This is a genomic window from Lutimaribacter marinistellae, assembly GCF_042648365.1.
Taxonomy (GTDB): domain Bacteria; phylum Pseudomonadota; class Alphaproteobacteria; order Rhodobacterales; family Rhodobacteraceae; genus Lutimaribacter_A; species Lutimaribacter_A marinistellae.
Genome location: NZ_JBHRXI010000004.1, coordinates 1 through 19,952, shown reverse-complemented (window position 1 = coordinate 19,952; position 19,952 = coordinate 1). Strand labels below are relative to the sequence as shown.

Below are 19,952 nucleotides of genomic sequence, written 5' to 3'. Positions count from 1 at the left end.
AGAATGGCCATGCGATATCTTACAGACCGCAAGCGTGCACAGGGGCTTGGCGCATCGGGCCAGGGAACGCATCACCACTGGCAGATGATGGTCAGCTCCATCCTGCTATGTGTTCTGGTTCCGCTATTCGTCTTTACCTTCGGCATCGGATTCGGCGGTACCTATGAAGAGGTGGTCGCCTATTTCAGCCGACCGTTCCCCGCGATCCTCACCGCGCTGACACTGGTCGTCGGCATCGTTCACGTCATGAACGAGGCGCAGGAGGCGATCGAGGATTACATGAGCGGCATCGCGCGCAAGCTGACCTATATCGCCGTGGGTGCCTTTTCCTATGCGTTGATCGCCGCGGGCCTCTTTGCCCTCGTCAAACTCGCGCTGTAACCCGCGCCAAGGATTATCGAGAATGACTGCTACATACGAATACGAGACGCATGAATATGACGTCGTGGTCGTGGGCGCCGGGGGCGCTGGCCTTCGCGCGACCTTGGGCATGGCCGAGCAGGGGCTTCGCACCGCTTGCGTGACCAAGGTTTTCCCGACCCGTTCGCACACCGTGGCGGCGCAGGGCGGGATTGCCGCCTCGCTGTCGAACATGGGGCCGGACCATTGGCAATGGCACATGTACGACACCGTCAAAGGGTCGGATTGGCTGGGCGACACCGACGCGATGGAGTACCTCGCACGCGAAGCGCCCAAGGCGGTTTACGAGTTGGAGCACTACGGCGTTCCGTTCTCGCGTACCGAGGAGGGCAAGATTTACCAGCGCCCATTCGGTGGGCACACGACGGAATTCGGCGAAGGCCCCCCGGTTCAGCGGACCTGTGCCGCGGCCGACCGGACCGGGCACGCGATCCTGCACACGCTCTATGGCCAGTCGCTCAAGCAAAAGGCCGAGTTCTACATCGAGTATTTCGCGATCGACCTGATCATGTCCGAGGACGGACAGTGCCAGGGCGTTGTCTGCTGGAAGCTCGATGATGGCACGATGCACGTTTTCAACGCCAAGATGGTCGTGCTGGCCACGGGCGGTTACGGCCGGGCCTATTTCAGCGCGACCTCGGCCCATACCTGCACCGGTGACGGGGGCGGGATGGTGGCCCGCGCGGGCCTGGCGCTGCAGGACATGGAATTCGTTCAGTTCCACCCGACCGGCATCTACGGCTCGGGCTGTCTGATCACCGAGGGTGCGCGTGGAGAGGGAGGATACCTGACCAACTCCGAAGGCGAACGGTTCATGGAGCGGTATGCGCCGCAGTACAAGGACCTTGCGCCGCGTGACTATGTCAGCCGCTCGATGACGATGGAAATCCGCGAAGGCCGTGGTGTGGGTGAGCATGGCGATCACATTCACCTGAACCTCAGCCACCTGCCCGCCGAGGCACTGGCTGAACGTCTGCCCGGGATCTCGGAGTCGGCCAAGATCTTTGCCGGTGTCGATGTCACCAAGGAGCCGATCCCGGTCCTGCCGACGGTGCATTACAACATGGGCGGCATCCCGACGAACTACTGGGGCGAGGTTCTGAACCCGACCGCCGACAACCCGACGCAGATCGTGCCGGGCCTCATGGCCGCGGGCGAAGCCGGCTGTGCCAGCGTGCATGGCGCGAACCGCCTTGGGTCGAACTCGCTGATCGACCTCGTAGTGTTCGGTCGTGCCGCGTCGATCCGCGCGGGCAAGGTCGTCGACCCGGATGCGCCGAACCCGGTGCTCAACCAGGCGTCGATCGACAAGGCGTTCGATCGGTTCGACACGATCCGAAACTCCAGCGGTGCGATCCCGACGGCAGACCTGAGACTGGAGATGCAGCGCACCATGCAAGAGGATGCGGCCGTATTCCGGACCTCGAAAACCATGGCCGAGGGTGTCGAGAAGATGGCGGCAATTGCAGCCAAGATGGACGACATCCAGGTGACCGACCGGTCGCTGGTCTGGAACTCGGACCTGATGGAGACGCTGGAACTGACCAACCTGATGCCCAACGCGTTGACCACGATCGTCAGTGCCGAAGCACGCAAGGAGAGCCGTGGCGCCCACGCGCATGAGGATTTCACCTCGCGCGATGATGAGAACTGGCGCGTGCACACGGTGGCCCATGTGGACGGGAACGAGGTGAAGCTCAGCTATCGTCCGGTCATCACCGACCCGCTGACCACCGAGGACGAAGGCGGAATCAGCCTCAAGAAGATCGCGCCCAAGGCGCGTACCTTCTGAGGCCAGCCGCCAGCCGATGGCCAGCCGCGTGCCCATATCCATTACAGCCCCTTCCGCCACAGGCGGTGGGGGTACAGGAGACTGGGCATGACCGTTCGGGCCAGTGAAACGGACGAGGCCGATCCCAAGATCATCCTCATCGGGCTGAACCGGTGCGGCACGACGACCTTTTTCAAGCTGTTCCAGAACAGCGGTATTCCCGCCGCACATTGGGAGGATGAATTCGGCAACAACCTGGCGCAGCGAATGGTGACCAACATCGCCATGGGCCGGAAACCGCTGGCAGGGTTCGGAGGGTTGCGCGCCTTTACCGACATCGCCTTTGTCAACGCACGGTTCATGCTGGACGGGGCGAGATTCTTTCGCGAACTGCACACTGCCTATCCGGACGCGTATTTCGTTCTGAACACGCGTGACAAGAAGGGTTGGCTGCGCTCACGCGAACAACATGCGAACGGCACATATCTGGATCGTTGCTGCAAGGCGAACGGCATGACCGTCGACGAAGTGCGCAAGGGCTGGTCTGACATGTATGACGTTCATCACGCCGAGGTCACGGCTTATTTCGACGGCAACCCCCGCTTCATGCGGTTCGATATCGAACGGGATGAGCCGCAGGCCGTTGCCGCCTGGCTTGCGCCGGATTTCGACGTGAATATCGCTCATTGGGGTCACTACAACCGTAAAGCCCCCAAGCAGGCGGCAATTGGCTAGGAACGGCCTTGTGCCGCGTGGAGGACGGAAATGGCTCGATTGACATCGCCCCTGACGCGCCGCCAAGGCAGCGAGGAGACAGTGTGACCGGTGCCGTGCGCTCGATACGCCGCCTGGGCGGAAGGCTCGTTCGCGAAGCGGCCGTATACCGGGATGTGTTGTCGTCCAGCGGATCCCCTCGCGTGGCATTTTTCCCTTGCTCGGGGCCGGAGCAATCCGACCTGCTCAGGGGGTACCTGATCTCGGACTGTTTGCGCCAGATGGGTTGGGCGTCCATCGTCGTCCCCATGCAACTGACGCTTCAGCAACGAAAAAGGATCATGCAGGCGTTCCAACCCGATATCGTCGTTCTGCGGACCTGCCGGCATGCGTTGAACCGAGTGGAGCATTTCCCAGGCTGCAAGGTCGTTCTCGATCTGGACGACGCTGATTTCTTTCATCCGCCGATGCGCGATGCGATCACGCAGACCGCACGCGACGCTGACGGCGTGATCTGCGGCAGCCGTTTCGTGCGGGACTGGGCCGCACAGCACAATCCCGACACCACGGTGATCTGGACGGGAACGCCGATTTCCGATGGTCCTTGGCCGGATCATGGCGACCGGGAACGGATCGTGACATGGGCACAGTCGGACCCGTTGATTTACAACCACGAGTTCGATTTCATCGAAGAGGTGGTCCTTGCCCTGGCGGCGCGTGGCACGCAGTTCCGGTTTCGCTTCTACGGCTGGAACTTCCCCGAGGACCATCCCAAGCTGGCGCGCCTGCGCGAAGCCGGTGTGGAACTGGAGCTGATCCCGAGCCTGGCTTACGAGAAATTTCTGGGTTCTTTGCGGGATGTGGCTGTTGGTTTGTCACCGGTGCATCCCGACAGCGATTTCAGCAAGGGCAAGTCTTTTGGCAAGATTCTCGCCTATATCGACGCAAAGGTCCCCGTGATCTGCAGTGACGCTGTGGATCACGCCCTGTTCTTTACGTCCGAAAGCGGCATCGTGAGCAACGACCCCGAGGTTTGGGTCGATCGGATCGCGGCGCTGCTGGATGATCCCGCATGTCGGCAAACCATGGCGGACAATGCGCATGATGATTTCCGGGAGCGGCTTTCGGTGGAAACCGCCGCCCGGTTGAGCGCGGCTTACCTAGAAAGGGTCGCTCATGTATAGAAAGCCAAACACACGAAATTCCGCGCCCGTTGCAGTGCAGCGTATGGCGAAGACCTCGACCGCAGTCAGAAAGGGTGTACAGAGATGGTTCAGCTAACCCTCCCAAAGAATTCCCGGATCACCACCGGAAAGACGTGGCCCAAGCCCGAAGGCGCCACCAATGTGCGCAAGTTCCAGATCTATCGCTGGAACCCCGATGACGGGAAAAATCCGCGCGTGGATACCTATTTCCTCGACATGGACAAGTGCGGACCGATGGTTCTGGACGCGCTGATCAAGATCAAGAACGAGATCGACCCGACGCTGACCTTCCGCCGGTCCTGCCGCGAGGGGATCTGTGGATCTTGCGCGATGAACATCGACGGGATCAACACGCTGGCCTGTATCTATGGCCTCGACGAGATCACGGGCGACGTGAAAATCTATCCGCTGCCGCATATGCCGGTGGTCAAGGACCTGATCCCGGACCTGACGCATTTCTACGCCCAGCATGCCTCTATCATGCCGTGGCTTGAAACCAAGACCAACCGGCCGGCGAAGGAGTGGAAGCAATCCATCGAAGATCGCAAGAAGCTGGATGGGCTTTATGAGTGCGTGATGTGCGCCTCCTGTTCGACGGCCTGCCCGTCGTATTGGTGGAACGGCGACCGCTACCTCGGGCCCGCCGCGCTGCTGCACGCCTATCGCTGGATCATCGACAGCCGCGACGAGGCGACGGGCGAGCGGCTTGACGACCTTGAGGATCCGTTCAAGCTGTATCGCTGCCACACGATCATGAACTGCGCCAAGACCTGCCCCAAGGGTCTGAACCCGGCGAAAGCCATTGCAGAAATCAAGAAGATGATGGTCGAACGCACGGTTTGATCTGCTTGGCCCTGTGGTTGCTGCATTGCAGCAATTGCAGGGCTATTATGCTGAATTGGACGATGAAAAAGCCGGTGCCAGGCTCTACATGTCGCAGCAGGGAGGGGTGACCCATAATAGGATACACCCGATGGCCGAGAAACTCGCCAAAACCACCAGGACGACACCCGCAGACGCACTGAAGCTTCTTGAAGACGCCTGGGCCTATTTCCAGCCGGAACCGGCGCCTGTGTCCGGGGACGAGCAGCCGGATCTGTTCCAGTATGCCAATGCAGCCTGAACCGGGCTGACCGCCCCGAGGCCCAAAGGCTTCGGGGTTTGTCTTGTCCGGGGCGGTTATGGTCGATAGAGCGCACTTATGTTCGTTGTGCTCGCCTTTCTTGGACTTGGTTTCATCGGTTACATGGTCTGGCGCCGGAACACCTCGGATCTGCGCCGTGAATGCCGGTGGCGGCAGAGCCGCGAGGCCGGGGTTTGGGTCTGTACCTTTTGCGGCGCATCCGAGCCGGGCACGGAACGACCGAACATCTGCAGACGGCTCAAGTAACGCCGCCGCGTCTAGCTTGCGACTGGCAGTGCGCTCTGCGTGGCGCTGCTTGGCTTTGGCTGTGCCATCTCACGCAGGTGGCAGCCAAGGACGATCAGCGCAGGCCACAGGAGATAGGCCTCGATCTCGATATTCTCACCGAAAGACAACAAGACCATCGTCATCAGGATGCCGAGCGGCAGCCGGCCACGCGGATGGTGCACCGCGTCTTTGACCACGACGCCGAGATGAACGACGAGCGGTACGAGGAATGCAAGAAACCCTGTCAAACCCTTGACGAAGAGCAGACCATACCAGGTGTGGTGACTTCCGATCGGCATGTATTCGACAAGATGCGGGCCCGGCTGAACGGTTCCGTGACCGAACCAGACCGCATCCGATTCCCAGCGCTCCCACGCGATCCGCTGCAACGTGGCCCTGACGCGGGTACTGTCGGCCCGGGCAGATTTGAAACCCTCTATCCCGGCCTTTCCAGCCTCAAGCGCGGCCACGCCCCAGACTGCAAAGCTGGCGGCAAGGCCGGAAAACGTGATCCACGCCCAGCTTCTTGCGATGAGCGGCAGCATGCGTGGCGCGATTGTACAGCCGACCAGCCCGACCAGACCCATGCGCGACTTCGAGGCGAGGATCATCAAGAGCCCTGCAACCAGCCCCGCAGCCATCCAGCCGCGGTGTTCTTCTTCCAGTGCAAACAGAACCATGATCACACCCAGCAGGGCGGCGAATGGGGACCACGGGGCATAGAACTGCCAGCGTGGCGTCCAACTGGCTGGATCCATCGTGAAAAAGTAGACTGTGAAGTATTCCGGTCCCGGTCCGCCAACAGCCTTGAGCGGGGAGGTAAAAATACTTTCGGGCAGTCCGACATAAGGCGCGGCAAGCATCACGGGGGCCAGCAACAGGGTCCACAGACCCACGACACACTGCGCCCGCACCAGAAGCCGCCGGCGGATTGGAAGCATCGCGCCCGCCAGTGGAAACAACGCAAGCAACGCCCAGCCCTTGGCCCAGCCGATGCTGGACTTGATCGTCTTTTTGGTGCCGAGGCCCCAATCGAGGTGACCGATCCACAGCGCGACGAGCATCACAACCATTCCGGCAATCCAAAGCCAGATCAGCAAGGGGATCGGACCCGTCGGCCGCAGGTCTGGACGTATGATCGGTGCGAGGTAGAGCGACAGGCCGACGAGACCGGCAAGGACCCAAGCCAGAACCGGGCCGACCACGTAGAGTGCGCCGAACGCATAGAACACCCATGTCAGCGTCAGTGTGTACCACACGATCCGCTCAGCCGGATTCTGCGGAAGGATTTTCATACCGGATCCGCCTTGGCTGGATCAATCAGCCGCGAGATGAGCGGTTTGCGAATCCACGCCAGAACAAGGCCCATGAGCAGCATGAAGGTTGCCGCCACGCCTGCGGCCAGTGCCAGCTTTCGCCGGGGTGACGAGGGGTGATCCGGCAGCGATGGATTCTCCAGCACTTGGATCAAGGGATAGGAGGCATAGATGTCCGTCTTGGTCGACTCGGTCCGCGCGATGGCCGAGGCAAAGACGGCCTCGGCCACGGCGAAGTCGCGCTGGCGATCTTCAAGCTCGGCAGCAAGCGGTGCCAGTATGGCCAGCCGAGTGTCTTCTGCCTTGATCCTGGCGGAAACGGTTTCGATCTGTCGGTCAATACCGGCGCGGCGCGCATTCTCTCGTACCAGTTCGCTGAGCAACGCAGCGCGCTGCCCCTCGGGGGCGCGATCAAGCCCCTGAAGGTCGGAAGCGGGCAGGCCGGTCACTTCGGCCGCACGCGCGGTCGCGGCGTTACGGGCAGCATCATATGCCTCTTGCGCCTTGATCCGTGTCGGGTGGCGCGGTCCATAGCTGGCGCCGGCTTGCGCGACCGTAGCCGCGTGGGCCGAGACGTCGTCGAGCAAAGCAAGATACGGACCGTCGGCATAAAGCTTGAGCGTGGCGGCGGCAGAGTTCGGCGGAAGGTTCAGCGCCGCTTCGAGCGTGGCAACCTGTTGGGATTGGTGGCCCAGCTCTCCCTCGAGCGTGGTGCGGGTCTGTTTCAGACGATCCAGGGCCGCGACCTGTTCATGGTATTGGTCAGCCGTCGTCAAACCGCTGCGCGCCTGAAGATCGGTGATCGCCTGCCGGATGTCGCGCACCGAACGTGTGTACTCTTCGATCGCGCCCACCCCGCTTTCTTCGCGAGTGGAGAGTTCGTCCGAGCGCAGCTTGTCGATCTCGTCGAAGAAGGCGGAGATCAGCGCCTGGCCGTATTCCTGCGCAGCCTCGGGGCTGTGATCCTTGACCTCGATATGAATGAGGCTGGTCTGATCGACCAGGGTCACACGCGGGGCTCCGAAATCCGAGCGTGGACGCCCAAGCGTTTCGGCCGCCGTGTTCAGGATGCGGTCGGCAGCGATGAGGCGCTTGTAGGTCTCTGTCGGGCTGATCGAGCCGTTGGAGAATGCGGAATTCGCATAGGAAGATGCCTGGCCGATATCGTTGAGGTTGACCGAGGCCGAAGCGCCGGATCCAGGCAGGATCAGCGAGGCGTACGAGCTGTACTTGAGCGGCGCGGTTGCAAGATATCCAAAGATCGGCGCCCAAAGTGCGCTGGCCCCCAGAAGGAAAATCGCCGCATAGCGCGGTAGCCTTCCGGCATCGGTCAGACGACCGCCGGTCAGGATACGGCGCCAGCTGAGAGCGCTGAGCGGGCTGCGGCAGATCGCGAGCCAGCCCAGTGCGAGCGGACGATCGGAGGGTTGGGCGAGCTTGGAATCGGTCATGGCAAATCCTTGTATTACGAAGGATTTACTCCGTGCCGTTCTGCGCCGTTAGAGGTGCGGGGGGATACCGGCGGGCGCAGGAGGCTTGCCCGCTATCCGAACGGATAGTATCCGGTCAGAAAAGGCCTGCCTCGCGGGCCAGCAATGCAGCCTGCGTTCGATTCCCGGCACCGATCTTGCGGTAGAGCGTCTTGACGTGCAGTTTGATCGTGGGCTCGGACAGGTCGAGATCGCGGGCAATTTCCTTGTTCGATTTGCCTTCGGTCAGGCCCTTGAGAACCTGACGTTCCCTCTCGGTCAGCTTTTGGGCAAGCGGATGCGTCGATTCCGGTTCTTCGGCCGTCATGAGGCCAGCAGGCAGGTATTGCTCGCCCATCGCCATGAACCGGATGGCGTTGACCAGGGATTTCGCCGGCAGGGTCTTGGGCACAAATCCCGCAGCGCCGATTTCAAGTGCCTGTTCGGCCAGGGTACGCGACGCATCGCCGGTGAAAAGGGCAACCTGCTCCGCACCATCCATCGCTACTGCCCGTTCCAATCCCTTGAGGCCGTTCATGCCCGGCATGTTGAGGTCGAGCAGCACGAGGTCGAACGGACCCTCGGCCGCGATTCTGGCGGCTGCTTGATCGAAGTCGGGTGCTGTCGTCACCTCGATTCCCCCCGCGGCCTCGACAAAGGCCACAACCGTATCGAGGATCAGTTCGTGGTCATCTGCAATCAGTACTTTCACATGCCGTCTCCAACAGGCCCCTGCCTCTGCATAGTGCGAGATTGAGGCGGATAAAAGGACGGCAATGGGATTGTCGCAAATATCCAACTGGATAGGGTCGCCGCGCGATCGGCGTAAGGCATTACCAATTCGCGCTGTTTCTTAGTCTTCGGCGTTCTCCACTGTCCGTTCGCCCGTCTGACGCCGTCGCACCATTGTCGGCATCTTGGCTGCAGCGAACACGTTCACGAGGGCCAGACCATGAAACATCAACCCGTACCGCAATCCTTCTCTGCCATCCGCCCGGTCGAAACGGGCCACCTGCCTGCCTCGGAGGTGATGGGCTTGTCTCTGGTGAGCTCGCAGCCCGACCGCGTAATCCGAACCTTGCTGACGTCGACACGGCGCACGGTCTTTTTCGTGAACGCGCATTGCGTCAATGTCCGGGCATCCGATGAAGGCTATGCGGCTGCGCTGGATCGCGCCGATCTGTTGCTGCCCGACGGCATCGGGGTCGAACTGGCGGCCAAGATGCGCGGCACGCCCCTTGCCGCCAATCTGAACGGAACCGACTTCACCCCGGCATTGCTGCGCCAAGCGGCGCGATGGGGGCTGTCGGTTTTCCTGATCGGTGGAACGCCGGGTACTGCAAACGCTGCCGCGCAACGTTTGTGCATCGACATTCCGGGTCTGCGTATTGCCGGGACGCGCGACGGGTATGCCGGTGTCAGCCGCCACGAAGAGGCAATCGACGAGATCAACAGCTCGGGCGCGGACATCGTCCTTGTCGCGTTAGGTGTGCCCCTGCAGGAATTGTGGATCGATGAGCATCGCGAGCAGATCGCAGCGCCACTGGTTCTTGGGGTCGGGGCATTGTTCGATTTTCTCGCAGGGAATGTGCGTCGGGCACCCAAAGCGATCCGAAAATGCAAGATGGAATGGGTCTGGCGCCTTGGAATGGAGCCGCGCCGCATGGCGCGCCGCTACCTGGTGGGCAATGTCACCTTCTTGGCGCGTGCCGCCACGGATGCCGTCCGCAAGACGGAGGCTAGCCGACTGCTGGATCTGGTGGTGGCGGGTGGGGCGCTGGCGTTACTTGGCCTTCCCATGCTGATCGTCGCGGCACTTGTCCGTCTGGACAGCAAGGGCCCGGCCCTGTTCAAACAGACGCGTGTCGGCAAGGACGGAAAGCCCTTTGGCGTCTACAAGTTCCGCTCGATGCACATTGACGCCGAAGCGCGGCGGGAGGCTCTGCTGGCGCAGTCCGACCGCGAGGGGATTTGCTTCAAGTCGAAAAACGATCCGAGGGTGACCAGGGTCGGCGCGGTCTTGAGGCGTTTGTCGCTGGACGAGTTGCCGCAGATTTTCAACGTCCTGAAAGGCGAGATGTCTATCGTGGGGCCACGTCCCGCATTGCCGCAGGAAGTCGCTCAATACCCGCAGCGCGCGTTGGGTCGGCTGGCCGTCAAACCTGGTATTACCGGGCTGTGGCAAGTATCCGGCCGGGCCAACATCGGTTTCGACAAGATGGTCGACCTTGACCTTGCCTATGTCCGGGCGCGATCGCCGCTGCTTGACCTGCTGTTGATCGGGCTGACATTCCGTGCCGTTTTGTCCGGGCGAGGTGCTTACTGAGCTACTCCCGGTCAGACCGCCGGACGAACCGTGACACCTATCCGATCGGATAGGTGCCTATCCCGATGCACGACTTTCGCCGCTCCGCATGCCGTGCATAACAGAAGCAACTTATGCTCAGGAGGCACCATGCGTAGGCTTCTTTCGATTCTCGGACTGACAATCAGCCTGTTCCTCTCGCCCTTGCACGCCGAAACCCTGCCAGAACCTTCGGGGCAGGCTGTTCTGACGGTGACGGGCGCAATAGACGCGAACAACCGCGGCGGTGCCGCCGTGTTCGACATGGAGATGTTGTCTGATCTGCCCGTCACCGAGTTTGATACGACAACTCTTTGGACCGAGGGCAGCAAGACATTTACCGGCGTCGCCTTGTCCGATCTGCTGGAGTTATTGGGGGTCAGCGAAGGAACGCTACGCGCCAGCGCGATCAATGACTATACGGTCGAGATACCGGTCGACAGTGTTGCGGACGGCGCGCCGATCATTGCGTATCGTCTGGACGGAGCCGAGATGTCGAGGCGGCAAAAAGGGCCGCTCTGGATCGTTTATCCCTATGATAGCGACGCGGCCTTTCGGACCGAAGTGATCTATTCGCGAAGCATCTGGCAACTCGACAGGATCGAGGTAGTCGAATAAGCCGGTCACACCTCACACGGCGCACGGTCGACCTGTTCATGGGTGACAAGAAGTACACAACGAAAAGAATGCAACGCTATGGCCGATGGTTCGCCTGGACCCTCGGCCTTGGCTTGTCAGTGACAATCGCTTTGGCGTTGAGCCTGACGAGCAAGGTGATTTCAGACCTCGAGCGTCAGCGGTCGGCCAGTTCGGATAACGTTCAGTGGACCCTGACCCAAGTCGAGGTCGAATACCTCACGTTTCTCAACGCGCTTGAGCACGAGTTGAACCTAAGCGTGGGCCGTGTTCCCGGGAGCAGCGACCTCGAAGAGGTCAGGCGACAGTTCGACGTATTCTATAGCCGCGTCGATACGCTGAGGAATTCAAAGATATTCCAGCCTTTGCGGGGTGACCCGAGCTTTGAAGAGCCGCTTGGCGCGGTATATGCGTTTCTTGACCGAACTGTTCCGATAATTGACTCCGGGGATGACATCCTCGAAGTGCAGATCGCACCGATCTGGAACGACGGCCGTACCATCAGGGATGCCGTACGACAGCTGTCGCTCGAGGGGCTTTCACATTTCGCGGTGACTGCGGATGCGCGGCGGTCGGATACGGCAAGTACTCTTGCGCAGCTGGCGGTTCTGTCAGTCGCCTTGTTGTTGGTTTTGGCGCTGGTCAGCGTCTACCTGATGTATGTGAACCGGATCATCCGGCGCAGGGGTCGCGAACTAGTCGAGACAAACCAGCGTATGAACACGATCCTGTCGACCTCACTGGACGGGGTGATCGTGTCGAATGCGCAGGGCCATGTGCTGGAATTCAATCCGGCAGCCGAAGTCATTTTCGGGTATTCCGCCGAGGAAGCGCGCGGCGCTTCGATTGGTAGTTTGATCGTGCCGCCGCATTTGCGGGAAAAGCATGACGCGGGGATGCTTCGAATGCAGCGCGGTGGTGCGCGCCATGTCGTCGGCAAGGGCCGGGTGCAACTTGAAGCGATGCGCAAAGGTGGAGATGTGTTTCCGGTGGAACTGGCCCTGCAATCGGCGAAGGACGGTGAAGAAGACATCGTCATCGGTTTCATCCGCGACGTGTCGGAGCAGGTTGCCGCAGAGGCCGAACTGATTTCAGCTCGTGACCGGGCCTTGGCGGGCGAGAAGGCCAAGGCAAATTTCTTGACGGTGATGAGCCACGAGATTCGAACGCCGCTCAACGGGTTGCTGGGAAACCTGTCACTGCTCAAGAATGCCCACCCGTCCCGCGAACAACGTCGGTTCATCGACAATATGGAGATTTCCGGCCAGGTCCTGCTGAATCATGTCGATACGGTTCTCGATATTGCCCGGTTCGAGGCAGGCAAGCTGGCCATAAAGCGCGAACCGATCGATCTGGGCCAACTCTTGCAGGAGATCGTCGATGGGCAGAGCGGCAACGCCGCATCGCGTGGAAATGTAATCGAGTGGCAGTGGATCGGTGAAGGAAGCACCTGGGTCAAAACGGATACGCAGCGTCTGCGACACATCCTGCTGAACCTCGTGGGCAACGCGATCAAGTTCACCGAGAATGGCCGGATCTCGATCGAGGCCGACGTCGCAGAGCGGAGTGCGACCAGCGGAAAGGCGATCTACGAATTCCGCGTGATCGATTCGGGTGTCGGCATCGCGGACGAGGATCAGGAGCGGATTTTCGAGGATTTTTACACCCAGGATGCCTCGATCGGGCGGACAACCGACGGGACGGGGCTAGGACTCGGCATTACCCGCCGATTTGCGGAGGCGATGGGGGGCGAGGTCGGTGTCGAAAGCGAGCTTGGCGCGGGAAGTGTATTCTGGGTTCGTCTGCCAATGACCGAAGCGGGCGCGCCAAAGCAGGTAACACACGATCCCGCCCCGCGCGAGGTATTGCCGCGCCTCGACCTGCTGGTTGTGGAGGACAATGACATAAACCTAGAGGTTATCCGCAACATGCTGGAAATGGACGGACACAGGGTGACCGTCGCGCGTGACGGGAAATCCGGCGTGACGGCTGCGAACAAGCACCTTTTCGACGCGATCCTCATGGATATCAGCATGCCGGTCATGGATGGACCGACCGCAACGCGCCACATACGAAACGGCGCGGGGAAATCTGCCGGCGTCCCGATCATCGCGGTTTCCGCAAACGTCCTGCCTGAGGCGGTCGACGGCTTTCGGGAGGCGGGTATGGATGCGTTCATCGGCAAGCCGTTGCGCCTGTCGGCCTTGCGCAGTGCGCTTGCCGCGCTTTCCGAGGTCACACCGTTGACCGGCGAAGAAGAGGAGCCCGATCCGCTGAGCGCGATGCGCGATACCATGGGTGATGCCGCCGTGGCGAAGTTGCTGCGCAAGTTTCTGGACGAGGGCGAAGCGATACTGGCCCGTCTAGGCCGTGTCGGGCCTGGCGCTGACCTTCCCGCTGTTGCTGCCGAGTGTCACAAACTGGCCGGATCGGCGGCGATGTTCGGTGCCACGGAATTGCGCGATGTTCTGGTCGGGACCGAGGTGGCGGCCAAGTCTGGCGCTGTGACTGAAGTTTCGGCAAAGGCCGAGCAGGCCAAAGCAGTTTGGGCAGCCACCAAACAGCGGCTGCCCGACATTTCCTAACCGTTATTGCGACAACAGGATTGCACCACCGACGATGCCGACCGCGCGGGCGACCTCGGTCAGGCCGGTCACCGTGCTGTCGTAACAGGCGATTGCATCACCGGGCAGCACATAGGGGTCATAGTCGTCCCGGTCGCCGCGCCGCAACAGTTCCTCGATGTCACGCTCGATGACCATGGACACTCCCGTAACCGGGTTGCGTGAAAAAAGAACGGCGCTGCGGTTGGCGTTGGTGGTTTTTGCGCCACCGACGCAGTTCGTGTCGACCACCGCCTGCATGAACCGGGTTCCGTAGGGCATTTGCCGCACGTCACGGCCGACCGCCGAAATCGCGTTGCCGGCTGCCGGCTGCGTTAGGTTGGAAAGGAACATCGACACGCCAGGGGGGCTGATCGGGCTTGGACGCATTAGGTCGTCCTGGAAACACTGGCGGCTTTTGACGACGACGCGGTCACCTGTAAGCATCATGATGTCTGTGGGGTCACTGCCGTCGAAAACGCCGCGCAAGTCCATGAGATAGATACGCCCCTGCCTGTGCAGTTCGACAGCAGAAAGATCGGCGTCGGGACGGATACCCCCGGCGGCCCGCAAGGCTGCTGACAGGTTGCGTCCCTCGGTCGACGCCCCCAACGCCTGTTGGCGCCCGGTATCGGTCGCGTCACCCTGAACGCCGCCGATCTCGACGGCGTGCGGCTCGAACACTGCACCATCCACGCCCACTGAAACCGATGCGAAATCGGTGATCCGCACGGCGAGGCGAGGGGGCGCCACGTAGAACTCGGCAGCGACGAGCGCGGCTGAAAGCGCGGCTTCGACCTGTGCCGTTGATCGGCCCTGTGCGGGGATCGCTGGCAGATAGGGTAGTTTTAGGTCGCCATCGCGGGACACGACATAGGTGCCTGTCAGAACCTCGTCGCCATCGACGGTGATCTGCACCATGTCGTTGCGGGACAGCTTTTCGCCCAACAGATCATCAAGGCCCTGCGACGTCCATTTGACCATGGCGGTGTCGCGCGGCCCACCAATCTCGGGCCGGCAGGTAGAATCGTTCATCGCAGCGGATTGCAGATAGGTCGATTTGGCCGATGCGCGGGCAGGGGCGCGATACTGCGCCTGATAGCCTTCGCCCCGTGCAACCATCTCAAGATTATCAGGTGTCTTCATGCTTCCACAGGATGCAAGCGCGAGACAGCTCGCGGCGCCAAGCAGGCTGGTTATGAAACGGGTCATGGCAGGTCACTCCTTAAAACAACTTGAGCGCTTTTTACCGTGCTGCCGGTCCATGCCGTAAGACCGGCATCCGTATCGGCGGGCCCTCCTTTCGGATAGGAGCCTCGCCCTCTGGGCTTGCGGACTGTCCGCCCGGGGCCGGGACGAGAGAGGCGGTGCCCGATAGAACTGACCCAGCCACGATCAATTCAGGTCAACACTATGATACACCGCGCTCTCAACAGCCCTTTCACGGGACAGATGCTTGCCTACGCCGCCTCCGAGGCTGCGGGAAAGGCATCACGTCTCTTGGTGGTCGTGTCGGTCGCCCGCTTCATGGACGCCGAGGCGATCGGGATCGCGGCCGCAGCGCTCGCCGCCGGGGACATCTTGAAGTCCCTGACCGAAAACGGCGTCAACCAGCGGATCATCGCGGCCCCCGCTGAAGAGCTGGAAGCACGTTGCGCGACGGCCCGGCGGATCTTCAACGCCTGGTGCGTCGGTCTCTTCGCCTTGCAGGTTGCCATTGCCGCTTTGCTCTTGAGTTTCGGACATGAGGTGATGGCCGGGCTTCTTGGCTTGCTGGCGCTGGAGTACCTGTTCATGCCCGCAGGCCTCGTACAGGCCGCGTTGGCGATGCGTGAAGGAAAGATGCGCGAGACGGCGATGATCGCGGGTGGCCAGGTTGTCGGAGCAAACATCATGACGGCCTGTTTGGCCATTTTCTGGCCGACGCCCGCTGCGCTGGTCCTTCCCCGGGTCATGTCAGCGCCGATCTGGCTGATCCTGATGCGCCGCTTGCGCCCTTGGACTCCGCAAACCGGGATTGCCCCGGCCCCGTACGCACCGTTCGTGAGCTACGGCTGGGCCGTTCTGGGCATCGAGCTGGTCAAGGTGCTGCGAATGCAAGCCGATAAGTTGGTTGTCGGCGCCCTTTTGGGGGCCGAGGCGCTGGGTGTCTACTTCATGGCGTTCAATGCCGGACTGGGCCTTGCGACATCATTTACACAGGCTTTTTCCGTGGTGCTTTTCCCGCATCTTTGCGCAGCGGGGGACCGTCTGGGTGCGCTGCGACATGGGCTGGGTGTATCTCTGGCCGTTCTGTGCCCCGTTGTGCTGATCCAGGCTGTTTTGGCTCCGGTCTACGTGCCGATCCTACTTGGCGCCGATTGGGCAGATAGCGCACAGATCGTTTCGATCCTTTGCCTTGCAGCCGTGCCGACAGTGATCTGGACCGCCGCTGCTGGCTGGCTGCGCAGCGAGGGGAGGCCGGGGCAGGAGCTTGCCGTGAGCGTCGTTCTCGCCGTTGTCTTGATCCTGAATTCCGCGGTTCTTGCCCCGTTCGGCCTTACCGCCATCGCCATCGGATATCTCGTTGCCAGCTGCATGGTGATGCTGCCCGCAACCGCCCTGCTGCTTCCGCTGAAACCCATCCTGACCAAGCCGGTATACTGACATGCCCCGATTTTCGATCATCATCCCCTTTCACGCTGCTGCTGACACGATCGGTTCGACGCTGGAAGGCCTGCTTGCACAGACCTTCGGCGACTGGGAAGCGATCTGCGTCAATGACCGTACCCCGGACAACAGTGCAGAGATCGTTGCGAGTTTCGCAGCAGCGGATCCACGTATTTCGCTTGTCCACTCACCGGCGCCCGGGCCCAGTGCCGCACGAAACCACGGTGCCAAGCTGGCACAAGCCGGATTGCTGGCCTTCTGCGATGCAGATGATTTGTGGGAGCCGTCGAAACTCGCACAGCTCGACAAGGCCTTTGCCGACCCCGAGATCTCAGGTCTGTTTGGGCAGATCGAATTCTTCACCAACGTCCCCGGAGATGGTCGTGCCCGTTCAACCGTTCCGCAGGGTGCGCTGAGCATTCCCGCCTTGCTGGCTGAGAACCCAGTCTGCACGATGTCGAACCTGACCTTGCGGCGACAGGCGTTTCTAAAGGTCGGCGGGTTGGACCCGGCCGCCGTACACAACGAGGATCTTGAGCTGCTGATCCGTATGGTTGGCGAAGGGTATCGTATCGAGGGGCTCGATCATCTGCAGCTCTGGTATCGGACCGCCCCGAACGGATTGTCTTCGAACCTTGCCGCGATGAAGCAGGGCCGCGACCATGCTTTGCGCACTGCTGCGGCATATGGAGTTCGTTCCACCCCCGAGGCCGAAGCTGTTTACATGCGCTACCTCGCTCGCCGCGCTTTGCGGTTGGATTCTGACCTGGGTGAGGCGCGGGCCTATGCGATGGCCGGCCTGCGGGAAAGTCCGCGCGCCTTCCTGCTTCCTGCACGCCGAGGCGTGGCCACAGCGTTCGCCGTCGCCGTCGCTCCGCTACTTTCGCGCCGTGTTCGGCACGCCCTCTTCGCCCACTGATTTGAACGATTTCAAAGGAGACTGTCATGCCTCGTGCTTCCATCGTTGTTCCTGCCTACAACTCTGCCCGCACATTGCCTGCGACGCTCGACGCGCTTTTGGCGCAGACCTATCGCGATTTCGAAATCGTGGTGGTCAATGACGGCTCGACCGATGGGACGGCCGAGGTCGCTCGCGGTTATGCTGCCGACCCGCGTGTGCGTCTGGTGGAACAGGCCAACCGAGGACTGGCGGGCGCGCGCAATACCGGCATCGCCGCAGCTTCTGGTGAATTCGTGGGTTTCTGTGACGCGGATGACCTCTGGAAGCCGACGAAACTGGCCGCGCATGTGGCCCATCTGGATCTGAGCCCGGATGTGGGCATCAGTTTTTCAGGTTCCGAGCTTATCGACGAAGAAGGCCGCCGCATGGGTATGGCGCAAACCCCGCGTCTTTGGGGTGTTACCGCTGCACATGTGTTCAAGCGCAATCCGATCGGCAACGGCTCTGCCCCTGTCATCCGTCGCGCCGCGCTGGACGCGATCGCCTATCGGCCGGGTTTCGAAACGAAACGCGACTGGGTGTTCGATGAGACCTTTCGCCAGTCAGAGGATATCGAGTGCTGGCTGCGGATTGCTCTGACGACGGATTGGCAGATCGAAGGTGTGCGCGGACTGCTCACCTGTTACCGGATCAACGGGTCGGGCCTGTCGGCGCACACTGATCGCCAACTGGCCGCTTGGGAACGTGTTGTCAGCAAGCTTCGCCCGTTGAACCCGGCATTCTTTGAACGGCATGAGGCCACCGCACGCGCCTATCAATTGCGGTATCTTGCCCGTCGTGCTGTCAGCGCACTGGATGGCGATACTGCTTATGGGCTTGTTCAAAAAGCATTCGAGCAGTCTTTGCGCCCCTTCCTCGAGGAGCCGATCAAATCCACCGTAACGCTATGCGCTGCGGCAACCCTCAAGATAGTCGGACCCGCACCGTTGAAGCGGGCCGCCCGGCTGAAGATGCGCACTGCAACCCGCTGAACCAGGAGCAAGAGAAATGCCACGAATGAAGATCGTTCATCTTGTCGACGATACCACGGCCGGCGGCGTCATGCGCATGTTGGAACGGTTGATGGAACTTGACGAGATCAATGCCCATGCCGAGCAGAGCGTCCGACGGGTCGGGCGGGGCGCGGCGGTCATCGGTTCACTCGACGCGGATGTCATCGTCTCGCACCTAACCGTCTCATGGCGGGGGCTTGCGGGGCTGATCGGGTTGCGCGCGATGAACCCGTCCGCACGCCTGATCCACATTGAACACAGCTACACCCGTGCGTTTGCCGCGCTGAACGTTGCGCGCAAAGCGCGTTTCTTTGCCCTGCTGCGCGTCGCCTATTCCCTGTTCGATACCGTTGTCGCCGTGAGCCGCGCACAGGCGTCATGGCTGATCGAGCGGCAGCTCGTCGACCGCGATGCGCTCAGGGTCGTGCATCCCGAGGTTGATCTCGAACCCTTTGCATTGCTGTCGCCGCCTGCCGATGTCCCGCGAACCATAGGAGCGATCGGGCGCCTCGATCGCCAAAAAGGGTTCGACGTCCTGATCGAAGCATTTCGCCTGTGCAAGCATGCCGATGCACGGCTGTTGATTTTCGGCGAAGGCGATGAGCGAGACAATCTGGAGACTCTTGCCGCAGGAGACAGCCGCATCGAGTTTCGTGGTCATGCCGAAAGTCCGGCCGACGCCTACGGAGAAGTCGACATCGTGGCGTTGCCCTCGCGTTGGGAAGCTTATGGTCTCGTTGCGCGAGAGGCTGCCGCGAGCGGCCGCCGAACGATGCTGTCGCCGGTCGATGGGCTAACCGATCAGATCAGCGAAGACAGCTTCGTCGTAACTCAATATGAACCCGCGGCCTGGGCCGCCACTTTGGAGCGCGCTTTCGCTGGCGAGGCACCGACGCACTGGGTGTCGGCAGTCCAAGGGTGCCGGCTTGTAAGCCTGAATAGATGGCCAGAGGTTCTGCTTGTTGACGGCGCTTCTGCCCAAACGGTCGCAGCGTGAGCAAGAGGTCACCGTCCGAGTCACCTAATGGCGGGCTACTCATCGCTCGGATTCGTCCGAGTCGGGTCCTGACGTTGTGGGGGCAGCAGTGATCAGCACAACATATGGTAAACACTAGTGAACCGTGTTTTCTGCGATGCCTGTTTCAGTAGTGAAATCGGTCGGGTTCAACGAAGGTGTTGTTGAAGGGTGCCTGTGGTTGAGGGCTTTTTTGGAATACAATTCAGTTACTTGAGTAGATTGTGCGCAAAAAAGATGGTTCTTTGTCATTTTCCTGTTGCAGTCGTTTCCCCGTCTGCGTAAAAGCCCCCTCACCGGCGGCGCTGAGGTGCTGCAGACGGATCGGAGAGACGGTCGGAGGCGCTGGAGAGACGGCGGGCATCGAGTGGTTTTGGTGAGGCGGGCGCGCTTTGAGATTGGCGCATCGGTCTTGTTTTTGGCCTTTTGGTGTTTTTGCTCTTTGA

At 61.2% G+C, this 19,952-nt stretch carries 19 protein-coding genes; 14 read left to right on the top strand and 5 right to left on the bottom strand.

Annotated features, from left to right (window positions below):
- The first annotated feature begins 9 nt into the window (after positions 1 to 9).
- The 7 genes from sdhD to ACFORG_RS04615 all read left to right on the top strand — a co-directional run bounded on the left by sdhD (position 10) and on the right by ACFORG_RS04615 (position 5,500).
- Positions 10 to 381, top strand: coding sequence for a succinate dehydrogenase, hydrophobic membrane anchor protein (sdhD, locus tag ACFORG_RS04645; RefSeq protein WP_386734219.1), 372 nt, complete (start codon positions 10 to 12; stop codon positions 379 to 381).
- Between the two features lie 22 nt (positions 382 to 403).
- Entirely contained in the window at positions 404 to 2,212 is a 1,809-nt protein-coding gene (gene sdhA, locus ACFORG_RS04640) for a succinate dehydrogenase flavoprotein subunit (RefSeq protein WP_386734218.1), read from the top strand.
- 87 nt (positions 2,213 to 2,299) lie between these two features.
- On the top strand, positions 2,300 to 2,926 hold the full coding sequence (locus tag ACFORG_RS04635) for a sulfotransferase (RefSeq protein ID WP_386734217.1): 627 nt from the start codon (positions 2,300 to 2,302) through the stop codon (positions 2,924 to 2,926).
- A gap of 182 nt (positions 2,927 to 3,108) precedes the next feature.
- The gene (locus ACFORG_RS04630; protein WP_386734216.1) at positions 3,109 to 4,089 is read left to right on the top strand and encodes a hypothetical protein; all 981 of its coding nucleotides are present in this window, start codon (positions 3,109 to 3,111) and stop codon (positions 4,087 to 4,089) included.
- Between the two features lie 84 nt (positions 4,090 to 4,173).
- Positions 4,174 to 4,953 (top strand): succinate dehydrogenase iron-sulfur subunit, encoded by a 780-nt coding sequence (locus ACFORG_RS04625; RefSeq protein WP_386734215.1) that lies wholly within the window; start codon positions 4,174 to 4,176, stop codon positions 4,951 to 4,953.
- Positions 4,954 to 5,083: 130 nt separating this feature from the next.
- Complete coding sequence (locus ACFORG_RS04620; protein WP_386734214.1) at positions 5,084 to 5,233, top strand: hypothetical protein; 150 nt, start codon at positions 5,084 to 5,086, stop codon at positions 5,231 to 5,233.
- Positions 5,234 to 5,311: 78 nt separating this feature from the next.
- Positions 5,312 to 5,500 carry a hypothetical protein gene (locus ACFORG_RS04615; RefSeq protein ID WP_386734213.1) on the top strand — a complete coding sequence of 63 codons (189 nt, stop codon included), beginning with the start codon at positions 5,312 to 5,314 and terminating at the stop codon, positions 5,498 to 5,500.
- Positions 5,501 to 5,511: 11 nt separating this feature from the next.
- Here the strand turns inward: ACFORG_RS04615 and ACFORG_RS04610 are convergent, their stop codons facing one another.
- From ACFORG_RS04610 to ACFORG_RS04600, 3 genes are all read right to left on the bottom strand, one after another.
- Positions 5,512 to 6,816 carry an O-antigen ligase domain-containing protein gene (locus ACFORG_RS04610; RefSeq protein ID WP_386734212.1) on the bottom strand — a complete coding sequence of 435 codons (1,305 nt, stop codon included), beginning with the start codon at positions 6,814 to 6,816 and terminating at the stop codon, positions 5,512 to 5,514.
- Positions 6,813 to 8,288 (bottom strand): GumC family protein, encoded by a 1,476-nt coding sequence (locus tag ACFORG_RS04605; RefSeq protein ID WP_386734211.1) that lies wholly within the window; start codon positions 8,286 to 8,288, stop codon positions 6,813 to 6,815. The genes ACFORG_RS04610 and ACFORG_RS04605 overlap by 4 nt, the downstream gene beginning before the upstream one ends.
- A 115-nt stretch (positions 8,289 to 8,403) precedes the next feature.
- Positions 8,404 to 9,018 carry a response regulator transcription factor gene (locus ACFORG_RS04600; protein WP_386734210.1) on the bottom strand — a complete coding sequence of 205 codons (615 nt, stop codon included), beginning with the start codon at positions 9,016 to 9,018 and terminating at the stop codon, positions 8,404 to 8,406.
- A 240-nt stretch (positions 9,019 to 9,258) separates the two neighbouring features.
- Here ACFORG_RS04600 and ACFORG_RS04595 point away from each other — a divergent pair, with 240 nt between their 5' ends.
- The 3 genes from ACFORG_RS04595 (at position 9,259) to ACFORG_RS04585 (ending at position 13,871) form a co-directional block, all read left to right on the top strand.
- Positions 9,259 to 10,632 (top strand): WecB/TagA/CpsF family glycosyltransferase, encoded by a 1,374-nt coding sequence (locus tag ACFORG_RS04595; protein ID WP_386734209.1) that lies wholly within the window; start codon positions 9,259 to 9,261, stop codon positions 10,630 to 10,632.
- A gap of 129 nt (positions 10,633 to 10,761) precedes the next feature.
- Positions 10,762 to 11,268 carry a molybdopterin-dependent oxidoreductase gene (locus tag ACFORG_RS04590; protein WP_386734208.1) on the top strand — a complete coding sequence of 169 codons (507 nt, stop codon included), beginning with the start codon at positions 10,762 to 10,764 and terminating at the stop codon, positions 11,266 to 11,268.
- A gap of 38 nt (positions 11,269 to 11,306) precedes the next feature.
- Positions 11,307 to 13,871, top strand: coding sequence for a hybrid sensor histidine kinase/response regulator (locus tag ACFORG_RS04585; protein ID WP_386734207.1), 2,565 nt, complete (start codon positions 11,307 to 11,309; stop codon positions 13,869 to 13,871).
- 3 nt (positions 13,872 to 13,874) lie between these two features.
- On the opposite strand, the gene ACFORG_RS04580 is transcribed toward ACFORG_RS04585, so the two are convergent.
- Positions 13,875 to 15,101 carry a polysaccharide biosynthesis/export family protein gene (locus ACFORG_RS04580; protein WP_386734206.1) on the bottom strand — a complete coding sequence of 409 codons (1,227 nt, stop codon included), beginning with the start codon at positions 15,099 to 15,101 and terminating at the stop codon, positions 13,875 to 13,877.
- A 201-nt stretch (positions 15,102 to 15,302) separates the two neighbouring features.
- Here ACFORG_RS04580 and ACFORG_RS04575 point away from each other — a divergent pair, with 201 nt between their 5' ends.
- The 4 genes from ACFORG_RS04575 to ACFORG_RS04560 are packed head-to-tail and all read left to right on the top strand — an operon-like array spanning position 15,303 to position 19,488.
- Positions 15,303 to 16,535: an oligosaccharide flippase family protein gene (locus ACFORG_RS04575; RefSeq protein WP_386734205.1), complete on the top strand. Its 1,233-nt coding sequence runs from the start codon at positions 15,303 to 15,305 to the stop codon at positions 16,533 to 16,535.
- Between the two features lies 1 nt (position 16,536).
- A complete protein-coding gene (locus ACFORG_RS04570; RefSeq protein ID WP_386734204.1) occupies positions 16,537 to 17,457 on the top strand; it encodes a glycosyltransferase family 2 protein in 921 nt (306 codons plus the stop codon).
- Positions 17,458 to 17,483: 26 nt separating this feature from the next.
- Entirely contained in the window at positions 17,484 to 18,470 is a 987-nt protein-coding gene (locus tag ACFORG_RS04565) for a glycosyltransferase family 2 protein (protein WP_386734203.1), read from the top strand.
- A gap of 16 nt (positions 18,471 to 18,486) precedes the next feature.
- Positions 18,487 to 19,488 carry a glycosyltransferase family 4 protein gene (locus tag ACFORG_RS04560; RefSeq protein ID WP_386734202.1) on the top strand — a complete coding sequence of 334 codons (1,002 nt, stop codon included), beginning with the start codon at positions 18,487 to 18,489 and terminating at the stop codon, positions 19,486 to 19,488.
- Positions 19,489 to 19,711: 223 nt separating this feature from the next.
- Here ACFORG_RS04560 and ACFORG_RS04555 read toward each other — a convergent pair.
- Positions 19,712 to 19,952: hypothetical protein (locus ACFORG_RS04555; RefSeq protein ID WP_386734201.1), on the bottom strand; the 241-nt coding region annotated here is incomplete at its 5' end.